General features: G+C 43.0%; 12 protein-coding genes and 3 tRNA genes. 5 read left to right on the top strand and 10 right to left on the bottom strand.

The window, feature by feature from the left end; genetic code table 11:
• Positions 1-208 precede the first annotated feature (208 nt).
• The 4 genes from METHO_RS08075 to METHO_RS08060 all read right to left on the bottom strand — a co-directional run bounded on the left by METHO_RS08075 (position 209) and on the right by METHO_RS08060 (position 1,312).
• Positions 209-280 (bottom strand) — tRNA-Gly (locus tag METHO_RS08075).
• A gap of 8 nt (positions 281-288) precedes the next feature.
• A tRNA-Phe gene (locus METHO_RS08070) sits at positions 289-365 on the bottom strand.
• Positions 366-436: 71 nt separating this feature from the next.
• Positions 437-510 (bottom strand) — tRNA-Val (locus METHO_RS08065).
• A 361-nt stretch (positions 511-871) separates the two neighbouring features.
• A complete protein-coding gene (locus METHO_RS08060) occupies positions 872-1,312 on the bottom strand; it encodes a hypothetical protein (protein WP_015325045.1) in 441 nt (146 codons plus the stop codon).
• Between the two features lie 153 nt (positions 1,313-1,465).
• Here METHO_RS08060 and lonB point away from each other — a divergent pair, with 153 nt between their 5' ends.
• Genes lonB through METHO_RS08045 form a run of 3 tightly spaced genes read left to right on the top strand, consistent with a single transcriptional unit; the run spans position 1,466 to position 6,032 of the window.
• Complete coding sequence (gene lonB, locus METHO_RS08055) at positions 1,466-3,364, top strand: ATP-dependent protease LonB (RefSeq protein ID WP_015325044.1); 1,899 nt, start codon at positions 1,466-1,468, stop codon at positions 3,362-3,364.
• Between the two features lie 25 nt (positions 3,365-3,389).
• Entirely contained in the window at positions 3,390-4,721 is a 1,332-nt protein-coding gene (locus METHO_RS08050) for a TldD/PmbA family protein (protein WP_156811226.1), read from the top strand.
• Positions 4,722-6,032 carry a TldD/PmbA family protein gene (locus METHO_RS08045; RefSeq protein ID WP_015325042.1) on the top strand — a complete coding sequence of 437 codons (1,311 nt, stop codon included), beginning with the start codon at positions 4,722-4,724 and terminating at the stop codon, positions 6,030-6,032.
• Positions 6,033-6,068: 36 nt separating this feature from the next.
• Here METHO_RS08045 and METHO_RS08040 read toward each other — a convergent pair whose 3' ends face one another.
• From METHO_RS08040 to METHO_RS08015, 6 genes are all read right to left on the bottom strand, one after another.
• The gene (locus tag METHO_RS08040) at positions 6,069-7,286 is read right to left on the bottom strand and encodes an MFS transporter (RefSeq protein ID WP_015325041.1); all 1,218 of its coding nucleotides are present in this window, start codon (positions 7,284-7,286) and stop codon (positions 6,069-6,071) included.
• 94 nt (positions 7,287-7,380) lie between these two features.
• On the bottom strand, positions 7,381-7,752 hold the full coding sequence (locus METHO_RS08035) for a cupredoxin domain-containing protein (RefSeq protein ID WP_015325040.1): 372 nt from the start codon (positions 7,750-7,752) through the stop codon (positions 7,381-7,383).
• 76 nt (positions 7,753-7,828) lie between these two features.
• Entirely contained in the window at positions 7,829-9,514 is a 1,686-nt protein-coding gene (locus tag METHO_RS08030) for an ATP-dependent DNA ligase (RefSeq protein ID WP_015325039.1), read from the bottom strand.
• 12 nt (positions 9,515-9,526) lie between these two features.
• Positions 9,527-10,522: a homoserine dehydrogenase gene (locus tag METHO_RS08025; RefSeq protein WP_015325038.1), complete on the bottom strand. Its 996-nt coding sequence runs from the start codon at positions 10,520-10,522 to the stop codon at positions 9,527-9,529.
• Positions 10,523-10,531: 9 nt separating this feature from the next.
• A complete protein-coding gene (locus tag METHO_RS08020) occupies positions 10,532-11,038 on the bottom strand; it encodes an allosteric regulator of homoserine dehydrogenase (RefSeq protein WP_015325037.1) in 507 nt (168 codons plus the stop codon).
• Positions 11,039-11,099: 61 nt separating this feature from the next.
• Positions 11,100-11,837, bottom strand: a complete 738-nt coding sequence (locus METHO_RS08015; protein WP_015325036.1) for a DUF7343 domain-containing protein — start codon at positions 11,835-11,837, stop codon at positions 11,100-11,102.
• Positions 11,838-12,120: 283 nt separating this feature from the next.
• Between METHO_RS08015 and METHO_RS08010 the strand changes: the two genes are divergently transcribed.
• Both METHO_RS08010 and METHO_RS08005 read left to right on the top strand, forming a co-directional pair.
• Positions 12,121-12,375, top strand: a complete 255-nt coding sequence (locus METHO_RS08010; RefSeq protein WP_015325035.1) for a hypothetical protein — start codon at positions 12,121-12,123, stop codon at positions 12,373-12,375.
• 160 nt (positions 12,376-12,535) lie between these two features.
• Positions 12,536-13,825 carry a hypothetical protein gene (locus METHO_RS08005; RefSeq protein WP_015325034.1) on the top strand — a complete coding sequence of 430 codons (1,290 nt, stop codon included), beginning with the start codon at positions 12,536-12,538 and terminating at the stop codon, positions 13,823-13,825.
• The last annotated feature ends 25 nt before the right edge of the window (positions 13,826-13,850 follow it).

Genomic DNA, 13,850 nt, shown 5'->3' with positions numbered 1-13,850 from the left:
ACTCTCTATTAACTTCTTATTTTATATTGTTGTTTAAAGTTGTCACGGATGTATGCATAATACTTACGTATCTATAATACTTACGTATCTATGATTGGATCTTTAATGAATGAAGATACAATCTCGTCTCTTTATTCATTCCTAAATCATTCATTAATATAATTAGTTGTAATTATAAATATATATGCAAAAAAAAAATAAATTATTATACATCAGCCGGGATTCGAACCCGGGTTCTAGCGTTGGCAACGCCAGGTGATAACCGCTACACTACTGATGTGCATTATTTGGTGCCCAGACCCGGATTTGAACCGGGGACAACTGCCTCTTCAGGGCAGCGCTCTCCCAGACTGAGCTACCTGGGCCTTAGGGGGGGCCAGCATAGCACCTTAATGCTGTTTTCCGATTTAAACTTAACTGTTCTTCGTTTTGCTGATGGGCCCGCTGAGAGTCGAACTCAGGACCTCCGCCATGTCAAGGCGACGTCATAACCAACTAGACCACGAGCCCTTATCGGCACCACCCATACATTGTCATAGCAGATAAACCTTTTGTTCCATATAATCAGAAAAAGCTATCTACCTATTCAAAGTGGGAGCTATTATATATAGTTCACTTGTTTTCTTTTCTTTGCGTAGTAAAATTTGCAGCTCACCAGAAAAAGACATTGTTCTATCAATTTATTTTTGAAACTATAATGTCTATTTCATCATTGCACCAAGTGCAGCCAGCAGGCATGTGCCGCATGCTTAATCAACAGAATTTAGTACATCGGCTGCACACCCAAATATTACATTATACGAGCTTATCCAATTTCATAAAAGCGAGCAGTAGCGTAAACAGGAAAGTAAACAAGAAACAAAGAGCGTGATCAGTAAAAGATATTCGATGTTTGTTTTGCATTGGACATCTGCTTACTTGCACCGCTTGGATAGACCATCGTGAGCATATCTACACTTGAACCTAAAGCTCTTGAATTATGCAGGTAATATCCGTCACTTAACTGTGAGACATTGTTTATCCTGAGGGTAGCATAGTCTTTACCTATCTGGTACACGGTCACCTCGTCGAATTCAAAGAACATCTTCCTTATATCGCCCTTAAGATTATGGCTTCCCATGAGTAACGTGTAAGCCTGTGCAAATGTATCGAGTTTAAACAAAAGAGTAACCGTGGCATCGGTTCCACTGAAGTTCATTGTCATTTGTCTGTAATGTATATATGGTGAATCTTCCGTTGCCGCAGTTGCCGGCAATGAGCTGAATATCATTACAAACATGAAAGCAATAAGTATATGAATAATGGATTTCATTCTCTGAACACTTCCTGCATATCAGCTTTAATATTCATATAGTTTTGCAATATAAAGGAATACATTTATTTTATATGTGCATCTATATATGCAGAATCAATGGACAAAAGGAATAGTCAGGTTGACAACAGAAATCATAACTGTGAGCAAATCATGGATACAGAGATGACTACTATTGATCAAAACGAACTTTATGATTTTGATTTCAACACTACGGACTCCATAGATGTTCCGGAACTGTTGATTGATCAGATCATCGGGCAGGAACATGCTGTGACAGTGGTCAAGAAGGCGGCTAGCCAGCGCCGACATGTAATGATGATAGGGACCCCCGGTACCGGTAAATCTTTACTGGCGAAGGCTATGGCAGAACTTTTACCCAAAGAAGAACTTCAGGATATCCTTGCTTACCCTAATCCTGAGGACCAGAACAATCCCAAGATAAGGACTGTACCCGCTGGTAAGGGAAGAGAAATAGTCATGGCCCATAAACTGGAAGCCCAGAAAAAGGCCCAATCCAGGAACATGCTGATGATGCTACTGGTTTTTGGTATAATCATATATTCTTTCTATGTGGACCAACTATTGTGGGGGATCATAGCAGCTATAATGATACTTCTGCTTACACGCCAGTTGCTCCCAAAAGAAGAGATGATGATACCTAAACTTGTTGTTAATAATTACAACAAAGAACATGCTCCTTACATCGATGCAACAGGCACTCACGCAGGAGCTCTCCTCGGTGATGTACGCCACGATCCTTTCCAGTCAGGAGGACTTGAAACTCCTGCGCATGACAGGGTTGAGAGCGGAGATATACATAAATCGCACAAGGGTGTTTTGTTCATAGATGAGATCAATACTCTAAGCCTGGAATCGCAACAGAGTATGCTTACAGCGCTTCAGGAAAAAGAATATGCCATTACCGGACAATCAGAACGCAGTTCCGGAGCCCTCGTAAAGACAGAGCCTGTACCATGTGATTTTATCATGGTGGCTGCAGGTAATCTCGATGCAGTGGAAAAAATGCATCCTGCCCTCAGATCAAGGATCAAGGGATACGGCTATGAAATATTCATGCGGGATTCCATGGAGGATGATCTCGAGAACCGCAGGAATCTTGTACGTTTCGTAGCCCAGGAGGTAATGCGTGATGGACATATACCTCCTTTTGACAAGTCTGCAGTCAATGAGGTTATCAGGGAAGCCAGACGCAGGGCGGGAAGAAAAGGACACCTTACCCTGAAGCTAAGGGATCTCGGCGGTCTTGTAAGAGTAGCCGGAGATATTGCTCATGCTGAGGAGGCTGTGGTGACCACTGCTAAACATGTATTGGCTGCAAAGAAGATGGCCCGCTCCATTGAACAGCAACTGGCCGATAGCTATCTTGAAAGGCGCAAAGATTATCAGCTGTTCCAGAAGAACGGTTCGGCCGTGGGCAGGGTTAACGGTCTTGCCGTAATGGGGGGAGACTCTGGCATAGTGTTACCTATAATGGCTGAAGTGACGCCAGCTCAATCAAGTTCAGAAGGACGTGTTATCGCCACCGGTATGCTTAAGGATATAGCTAAAGAAGCTGTCCAGAATGTATCTGCTGTGATAAAGAATATCACTGGAAAAGATACATCAAACCATGATATCCACATACAGTTCATAGGGACCTATGAAGGTGTGGAAGGCGACAGTGCATCGATATCCATAGCTACTGCTGTGATCTCCGCCCTGGAGAACATACCCGTGGATCAGTCTGTGGCAATGACTGGGTCGCTTTCTGTGAGAGGTGACGTACTACCAATTGGTGGTGCAACCTACAAGATAGAGGCTGCAGCTTTGGCAGGGATAAAGAAAGTCATCATTCCTAAATCCAATGAGGATGATGTGCTTATAGAAGAAGCCTATAAGGATAAGATCGAAATAGTGCCTGTAACTAACATAATAGAAGTTATAGAGCACAGCCTTGTGGGAGTCGATAAACAGAGAATAGTAGAGAAGCTTTCGAAACTAACAAACCTTAAGCTTAACCTCGATATTCCTGAAGTTGTTCCCACATGAGGATATTGGTTTTAATATGACTCCCATGAAAAATGTTGACTTTTACGACGTAAGGGTGGTAGATGCTACCACTACGTCCATAATTATTGACAATGGAAACGTTGAAGAGATATCTGTGAACTATACAAGAGGAGGAGGCATACGCGCTCTGTGTGGTGGTTCATGGGGTTTTACTTCAGCTGATGGCTATTTCAATGAGAAGAAAGCACTAAATGCTGCTTCTGAGCTCGCTGTTAGTATGAATTCCCGCAATCCCAAAGAAAAAGTAGACCTCAAGACGGTAGGCAAACCAACTTTAAAAGACCTTCCTCGCATAAAGGTCGATCCAAGGGATATATCCATTGAAGAAAAAGTAGCACTGCTCAAGGAAATGAGCAAGCGTGCAAAACTTGAGGGGATAAGCAGCACAAGTGCCGTCTACTCTGAATCTGAAGTCAAGGTGTGTTATAACAACATTGACGGTCTGGATTGTGAATACGAGCTTATAAGATCCGGATTTGCTGTTAGTGCAGTGGCCTCAGAGAATGGCATTTACCAGGCAGGAAGGGAAAGCAAGTTCGGTGTCAAAGGATATGAGATATTCGATGAAACAGATGCTCTTGAGCTTGCAACAAATGCAGCTAACGAAGCCCTTCAGCTCATACATGCCAAGCCTGCAAAGGGAGGTAATATGCCTGTGATACTTGATCAAGAACTTGCAGGAGTTTTCGTACATGAGGCTGTAGGTCATGCTTCAGAAGCTGATCTGGTGCTTGAGGGAAGTTCCATACTTGAGAATATGATTGGAAAACAGATAGCTTCACCCCTTATCACTATAGTGGATGATCCTACGCTTCATGAATATGGTTATTTCCCGTTCGATGATGAAGGGGCACAATCACAAAAGACTACCATCATAAAGGATGGTGTTATGAGTTCTTATCTGCATTCCAGAGAAACTTCAGCAAAGCTTGGAGGCGAACCCGGACACAGCAGGTGTCAGGGATATTCCATGCCTATAGTGCGCATGAGCAATACATATCTTGATAATGGCAAATCCACCTTTGAAGAAATGCTTGAGGAAATAGGCGATGGAATGTACCTTATTGGTTCCAGAGGCGGACAGGTCAACACTGGTGAAGGCATATTCCAGTTCAATGCAGAAAAGGCATATCTCATTGAAAAAGGAGAGATCACAACCCTCATGAGAGATGTATCTCTGTCCGGAAAGACCCTTGAGATCCTCAACAATGTTACACATGTGGGCAATGATCTGAAAATGAATTCCGGGAGATGTGGCAAAGGCGGACAGCTGGTACCTGTGAGCGATGGTTCTCCTCATATTTGCATCTCAAAGGCTGTTGTCGGAGGTGTCTGAATGTATGACATTGCAAGAAAAGCCCTCCGTGCTGCCCTCAAAGCAGGTGCCGACGAGGCTGAGGTCTATCTGGTCAAAAGCGAAATGACCAGTATAGACATTCGCAAAGGCGTGATCGAAGGTTCCAGGGAAAACATAAATAAAGGAATGGGAATTCGTGCAGTTGTTAACGGTGCTGTTGGTTTCTCAAGTACCAATATAGACACTAAAATGGAAGAAGCTGCAAGGACAGCAGTTTCCTCTGCCAGGATCAGAGGAACGGATCCTGCATGGAAGTCTTTTCCAACTGATGGGAAGTATCCCGAAATAAAGGGTGCGTTCGATCCCCGTATCAAAGATATGGAACTTGACGAATGTATAGAGTTTTCCACTAACATGCTGGCAGGAGCATCATCTTTACCTGAAGTGCTTGTAACTGCAGGCTCGTTTTCCCGTGTGGTAAGCAGGCGTTTGATATTAAATAGTAATGGCATAGAGGTAGAGGACAGAGGAACAGCAATAAGCGGGTTCGTAGATGTTATAACTGGTCAGGAAGAACCTACCACTGCCTATGAATACGACATGTCTAGAAAAATGGACATTGATTTTTTCAATTTGGGCAAGGCTGCTTCTGAACTTGCATCCATGTCAAAGAATGGTATTTCCATTGAACCTCACCGTACAGAGATCATTCTGCATCCATTTGCAGTTGCTGATCTTCTGACAGGTATCTTTTCCTCTGCTATTGATGCAGACAATGTTCAAAAAGGCAGGTCCAGTCTCATTGGACGTAAAGGAGAAATGATTGCAAGTGAGAAGTTATCTATAACAGACGATGGACTTCTTGAAGGGGGTCTTGAGACAGCTATGGCGGATGATGAAGGTATTCCTTCCCAGACAACTCCTGTAATAGATAAAGGTGTTTTCAAGTCCTATCTATATGATACCTATACTGCAGGCAAGGAAGGTATAAGCAGTACAGGCAACGCTTCAAGACATTCCTATTCCTCACCTCCCTCTGTAGGGACACGCAATTTTATTATTGGACATGAACAAAGCAATGTGATCGAAGACACGGATAAAGGGATCTACATTAACACGGTCATCGGAGCACATACCGCTAATTACCTATCAGGTGACTTTTCAGTAGAAGCACGGAATGCCTTCATCATCGAGAAAGGAGAGCTTTCAAGTCCTATCAGATCTCTTATGCTGTCAGGAAATGTTTTCAATATTCTTAGGACTATAAATGGTGCCGGTAAGGATCTGAGGCAAGTAGGCGGCACAGTAACGCCTTCGCTTCGGATAGCTGATATGAGTGTTGTCGGCTGAACATAACTCTTTAGATACCAATTCTCATTATAACCTTCATGCATCAGGGCTGGCATTGGTAGTGAGTTTTGGTTCTGTAACCATATACATAACCACTAGCAGTGAGATGGCCATCATGGCTGCGCATACATAGAAAGGCATTGTGAAAGATACATATCCTCCAAGGAATCCTCCTATAAGGGGACCAAAAGCTGTACCTGCTGCCTGTGCGCTGGTGATGGAGCTTATCCGTGAACTTACGGAAGCACCTCCTGCAAGTTCCACTGCAAGGGCCATGACAGGGGTTTCCACAGAAGCCATGCAAAGTCCCTGCAAGGCACGCAGCACTATGAGCTCTTCTACCCTGGTTACATATCCTAATCCCAGCACTACTGGTATATTCAGGAGCAGGCCGTATAGTATCAGCCTTTTGCGTCCATATCTGTCAGAGAGCACACCAATGGGAGTTTGCAGTATCACTCTGGAAATGACATATGCGGACACTGCAATACTGAGAGAAAGTTCCGAGGCTTGCAGGCGGACCTCGTATTCCGGGAGAAAAGCGAATATTATCATGATCCCGACCATTATAATGAACATTGCAAAGGACAGGGCATGGAACTGTGATGCTCCATCATTATTCTGGTCTTTTGTTCTTCTTTTTTCATGCCTGTTATGTGTCTCACCCACGAATAACTGCACAAGTAGTAAACTTATAAAACCCAGAAGAGCACACAAATAGAATCCGGCAGTGAATCCAAAATAGGTAGCTACTATACCACCGATCATTGCACCTATACCATAACCGAATCCCCTCATGCTTGAATATATGCCTATAGCTCTACCCCTGGTGCCGGATGTTGAGAAATGTGTCACCATTGCCACGATGGCAGGTACTGTTGCACCGACGGTTATCCCCTGTACTGCTCTTAGAAGCACCACGTGCTCGAACATAGAAACATGAGAATAAAGCACCGAGACCACCATGAAACCTGCAAGGCCGAATATTACAAAAGACTTTCTTTTATCCAGCCTGTCTGATAATCTGCCTGAAAATGGTTGGGAAAATGCATTGCTAAATCCAAATACTGTGGCTACTATGCCTGCTTTTACAACATCGGGAATTCCCGGTGCAAAGAAGCTATGGGTTTGAACTATGTACAGAGGTATAAGAAAAGCAAGTATACCTGTGCCCATATCTTTGAATAACTTGGAAATGGAAAGGATGTAAAGTTTGGGATCAAGCTTCTCTTTAGTATTTTCGGCGTTTACCATAGAATGTCCTCTCCATCTCAATTTCCGTGTCATATATAGCCACAAGTTATTCAATTCTTCCAAAAAAGAAAATTATATGACAGAACCTGTTTTTTTACTCCACCACTATTGTTCCACTTTGTGTATAAGGATGTGTGGCAAGATAATAGTTATATGTACGTCTCTCATGGAAAGTGTAGGTGAAGGTCATGTCTTTGGTCAGTGTGGGGGACTGGAATACACTGCTTTTGACAATGAATGGCACTGAATCATTGTTTGTCCACCTTATCGTATCGCCCCGGGAAATAGTGATGGATTGAGGATGGAAGGCATAATTATCAATGTATATTTCAAAGTATTTTGTGTCATCTACAGATACATTTGTACTGGTATTACTGCCAGTATCCGGCATGTTTTCTTTGTCTGTACATCCAGAAAATGCCAGAAAAGATATCAGCACTATACTTACAAGCAACTTATTTTTCATATGATTGTAAGTTATGGGGTGATAGGTATAATACTTTTTGAAACAAAAAAGTACACTCTAATGACCTTATGAATGCTCATTTACGCTGGGTCCTGTACATGTCCTCAAGACGTTCCAGCGTGTCAACCTCTTCCAGTGACTTATCATCTCTTACACGTACAAGCCGTGGAAAGCGCAATGCATATCCAGACTCATAGTTCGTGCTCTTCTGTATCTCTTCGAAAGCCACTTCAAAGAGTATATGCGGTCTGATCTCCACACTAGTACCGGATCCTGAAATGACATGTTCCCTGAACATTTCTGTTAGTTCTGCCAGTTGCTCATCAGATATTCCGGTGGCCACTTTACCTACCGGCAGGAACTGGCCTGTGTCAGGGTCATGACAGGCCAATGCATAAGAACCAAGAAAACTTGTCCTTCTGCCATAGCCCCATTCCGCCCCTATTACTACAAGGTCCAGAGTTTCCATAACTGGTTTTTTCTTAAGCCAGTTCTTTCCCCGCTTTCCCGGTGAATATGGAGATGCAGGGTTCTTTATCATAATGCCTTCATGACCTGCACTCAATGCCTGTTCATACATGTTTTCTATCTGTGAAAGGTCTGATGTTATGAGCTGGCTGTCCACGCGGACGAGATCATCGTTCTCTACAGAGGCTACAAGGAATTCCCGTCTCTTTTGCAGGGGGAGCTCTATAAGGCTTTCACCATCAAGGTACATGATGTCAAAAAGGTTAAGAATAAGTGGTATGTGTCTTACCTTGTTCTGTACATCATGTTTACGTCTGAGACGCTTAAGGATCTCCTGGAATGGTTTCGGTCTTCCATTTTCGTCAATCGCCACAGCCTCCCCGTCAAGTATGGCAGAATCAGCTTTTACTGCCCTCTTTACTGACGATACAATGTCGGGAAGCGAGCCTGTGATGTTCTCCAGGCGCCGGGAGTAGAGGATGACCTCATCGCCCTTTTTATGTATCTGCACCCTGGCACCATCAAATTTCCACTCTGCAGCGACAACTCCCAGCTCCCTTATAGCAGTTTCAATATCCGGTGTTACTTGTGCAAGCATTAGTTTTATAGGCCTGCCTATCTGCAATCCTAATTCTAAAAGAGCCTCATCACCACCTTCTTTTGCAGTGACAGCCACAATTCCCATGTCATTAGTGAGCATGAAGCCTCTTTCAACGGATGCTACGGGAACTTCAAAAGCCTTTGCAATGGCATCCCTGACAATACCTTCTCCCACACCTATCCTCATGTCCTCTATGGCAAGCCTGGCTATATACCCAACATCTTCAGCAGACGCCGAGTTAAAAAGATATTGTAGATGCTTTATCCTGGATGTCTGGGACCCCTTGCCTGTTGCATGGGCTATGTCCTTGAATCTTTCATAGACTTCCATGATGCTTAGTTCCACAGGTGAGTCTAAAAACGAAGAAAAAGTAGCCTGCCCCTTAGATATTTTGCCCAGAACTTTCACTGTAGTCTTGCCTATATCTCCGGTTTCCCTTACTACGTCTTCTATTTCCTTCACTGGCAGACCTGATGATTTGGAAAGTGCATTGAGAAGAATACCTGTGCCCAGGCCTACTTCTTCATCACTCCATGCGGGAAAGACTTCGCCCATGACAAAATGAGTTACTACCGGCAACTCCTCACTTGTCACAAGAGAGAAGAGCTCTGCCACAAGAGCTGTCATATCCAGAGATCCGGCTGTTTCTTCTATGACTTTACATGTCCTGCAGAACTCCCTGAAGCTTGTCATTGTGATCAGCTTTTATTCCTTGCAAATGGAAACAATATCGCTGAGAATAGCGCTTGCTGTCTCTATGGAACCTGCACCTCTGCCAACAACTATAACGGGTCCGGCAAGATCGGTTTGCAGCGAGGCTACATTCATAGTTCCACCTACCGCTAGCGGATGGCCTATTGGTACAAGCCGTGGAGCTACCTGGATCCTCTGCTTGTTGACCTCTCCTATGAGCTTTATAACATAACCATCGGTCTCGGCCAGCATCAACGCCTCAGGAGTGATGCGAGAGATACCTGTAACCTGCACATCTTTGTACGTGGCATCTATTCCAAAAATAGCATTTGCAAGGATCACAAGCTTGCATGCTGTGTCTATGCCTTCCACGTCATAGGCAGGGTCCTTTTCCGCTATACCCAGTTCCTGTGCCTCTGCAAGCATGAGCTCATAGGTTGCGTGCTCTTCCATCATACGAGTAAGGATATAATTACAGGTGCCATTGAATATGCCTTCTATACTGATAACATCATTACCTGCCAGAGTATCCCTCACAAGATTGAGCAAAGGCATTGCACCTCCCACGGTTGCTTCAAACCTGAAAGCGCAACCAGACTTCTCTGCCAGTGCTGCAAGTTCCCTGTATTTTAAAGCAAGTGGTCCTTTATTGGATGTTACCACATGCCTTTTTTTACTGAATGCAGTAAGCATGTTCTGCAGTCCCACACCACCGGTATCTATATTAGTAGGAGTTGTTTCTATGACCAGATCGTGTTCTATGTCACGGATGATATCATGGCCTGTGATATGGGCATCACCCACCACACCTTCTGATTCCTTGCGCTCAAGCACCGTTGCAAGGTCCACACCTTCCAGATCAACTACAGCAGTCTTTGAATCTGCCACTGCCACAACCATAATTTCAAGGCCAATTGATCTGAATTCCTCTTTCTTGCGGAGCAATACTCTTGCCACTCCCTGTCCAACAGAGCCAAAACCAATTATTGATGCCTTTATTGTTTTCATTTTATGACCTCACAGGATCTCACTCTCAATGGGTTCTATCAGCACAAGGTCTTTTTTCTGGGCTATCGACCTTAGCAATGATATTGCATCCCTCAATTCTTTCTTTCCGACGGCATCAAGCTTGAATGAGGCAGAGGATGATTTATTTATGCTGGGCATAGAAAGATGCAGTTCAACTACTTCTGCATATCCAGTTTTATCAATCGTATCGATAGTGTCTTCCAGGTCTGTGTGCACTATATGACCTATGAGCACGACTGTCCCTCTTTCTAGATACCTCTCTTCATTTACCCGGATCACTCCCACACCAAGATTTTCCAGCTTGGTTATAAGAGTAGTTATGCTCAGGGACTCTGTCTCAAATACCACTTGTACAGGAATGGTACCTCTTGGAGTTCTTTTCTCATGATGATGTACCACAGAGACCAGGTTGCCCCTGAACTCAGATATTGGCTTCAGTGCATGCACCAGTTGTCCTGGAGCATCCTGTAATTCTATATCCATAGAAACTCGCATGTGCTGCCTCGTTTTATTTGAAATGATTATCTATTTTGAAAAACATAGGTACTTAACACAATTATATATTTTGGTGTTCTGCATATTTGAGTACTATGATGTTACCCCTTCCTTTTTTATATTTCTCGACAATGCCCCTGTTCTCAAGATCAGATATCATAAGGCTTACTTTAGCCTCTGAATAATGTATCTTGTTACGAAGTTCTCTTTGAGTAATACGTCCTCCATTGGCTTTTATGATGTTGACTACCTGTTGAAGGTCTTGCGGCAGCGATACACCATCATCAGTTGTATTCTCTGAACCTGAGTATTCAGTTTCATATAAACTGGTTTCCAGATAGGCTTTCTGAGAACTTTGTTTCTTTTTCAATACCAAAAATACGATTGCACCTGCAATTAGCAACGAGCCTGCCACTATTAAGAAAATGGTGCTTTTAGAGCCATTATTCCCCGGAAGGGGATTTTCTTCTTCTATCAGTGTCGGAATCTCCGGAAGGTCACTATCATTCAAATTGCTTTCAGGATAAGCCGGTAGAAGCAACATGTCCAGCAGATAGTCTCCTCCATCTGTAATATTGAGCATTTCTTCTCTGTATGAGGCCAGTTCACCATTCTCATAATAACTTGCTTTGAGGATGTAGATGCCCATCGGCAGATCAAAGGAGTAGAGACCATATTTGGCTACCTGTGACTGCGGAGGTGTGGAGTTCACTTCAACAATTGTGTTCTCCAGAAGCTTGAAGGTCTCCCAATCATATACTGCACCATGGACTGTTGCGACTTCCGCGGCCTCCGCCATTGGGAGAACAAACAAACATAAGAATATAAGTATCAACAAATGATATATTCTATTTTTAGTTTTTTTGGAAGGCACAATTTTATATTAACCAACAAGATATGTAAATCTTTTCCATCATCTGTCATCTGGGCATTTATAAAGTTTATTCAAGTAAAATAAAGCAAATTAACCCTTATATCCTTCTTCATATAAAAGAAAAACAGCTATAAAGTAAAGTATGTATTTATTTGAATATCCTTACATAGTAATTGACGAAAAACGTCTTATCTAGAACAAAGGAGAAATGGAACTGAGAACTATACGAACAATCACTTATATTTCCGTTGCACTCCTGATCGTGAGCATGTTGGTGATCGGAGCAGTGTCTGGAAAAGCAGGAGAAGGCGGGAATGGAGGAAAGATGGCCAATAATGGGAATTGCATTGAAGACTGCGACCGTGATAGAATCTGTGATGGAGAATGTATAAACACCGGTGTATGCGACCCCAAAGCTTACAACTATGAACACAACTATGATTACTGCAACAGTGAATCATAATTTGAAAAAATGATTTCTTTGGTTCTGTAGGAATCTCTACAGTAGTAGGTTTCTACAGAACGACTAAACCACTAAAAGTGCTTATCAATATATCTATCTACATGGGGACATAAAAATATAAGGGGAGATAAAAATACAAGGGGAGATAAAAACGAAAGTCATGAAATTATTTACTTACGTTACTATTATGCTGATGTTGATGAGTGTTTTCTCAACTGGTGCCTTTGCTGCATCCGGAGGAGGTAATGGCAACAATGGGATGGGAAGCCAGGGTAATGCAGCAGGGAACCAGGGAGGGGAACAGAACCGTGTATCGGTAAGTGGCAATGATGATCCGGATGACAAAGGTGCCACTGAAAGACAGCAAAAGAACAGAGATGATTATTTTGCTGCAAAGGAAAAATTACAGCAAATAAATGTCAACATGAACAGTGGTAAGATCAATGCTTCTTCAAAGGAAGTTTTTGAGGTAAGGCAGGCCTATTTGCTTGAAACCATTGATTATACAATATCTAATTTAGAAGACCTTAAGGAGAAAGTGGATGAATCTCAGAGAGAAGATGCCGATGAGATCATTGCTGACCTCGATGACCATATCTCTAAACTTGATGCTGAAAAGTATATTGTTGAAAATGCTACCACAACCAAGGAACTCGCTAAGTCGGCCAGGAATATTCATGATATCTGGAGAGATGCCGTGAAAGACGCCTACAAGACAAGGGTAAAATTCGTAGATGATAAAGTTGAGATTTATCTGAACAAGTCCACCTCTCTTTCAGAGCGCCTTTCGCTGGAAGTGGAAATACTTCAAAATCAGGGAGAGGATACTTCAGAACTTGAAGAATTGCTCCTGGAATACAATGGTCTTATAGAACAAGCCCGGCAGAATAGGGAACGTGCAAGAGAGACGTATCAGAATGGTGGTGACACTTCAGGGAAATATTGGAGTGCTTCGGCAGAGAACCTCAAAGATGCAAATGCTGTGCTCTCTAGGATATCTCGGATCCTTCAAACTTACAGGCAGGGAGTAGTTTCCCTTAATGGTGATGGCACACTTCTGGCAAAAGGCAATGGTACTGCTGTACTTTCAGGAGATATAGCCGCAGAGATGACAATAGATGATGCGCAGCTTGTGATCAAGGACCATGCAGGCGATGCAAAAATAAAGATCAGCAATGGTTCTGAAATAGTCCTGGAACTAGATAATTCCCTTGAGGCTGAGCAAAAGAGAGCACTGGTATATTCTGACCTTACAGCCAAAGTGAGCATTTCGGGTAGCAGGCTTACGGTTATGATAAAAGGTACAGAACTTGATCTGAAAATCGAAGGAAACGGAAGCACTGTACTTTCAGGAGAAGGCACATATACGGCAGTCACTGGCGAAGAAAGCAAACACTGGGCTTCCCGATTTGAAAGTGGTCCCGAAGAATATAGTTCACAGGAGGAATAAAATATTAAATATGCTAGTATTTATA

The sequence above is a fragment of the Methanomethylovorans hollandica DSM 15978 genome, assembly GCF_000328665.1.
Taxonomy (GTDB): domain Archaea; phylum Halobacteriota; class Methanosarcinia; order Methanosarcinales; family Methanosarcinaceae; genus Methanomethylovorans; species Methanomethylovorans hollandica.
The sequence above is the reverse complement of the archived record's forward strand: the minus strand, read 5'-3'. Positions and strand labels throughout refer to the sequence as shown.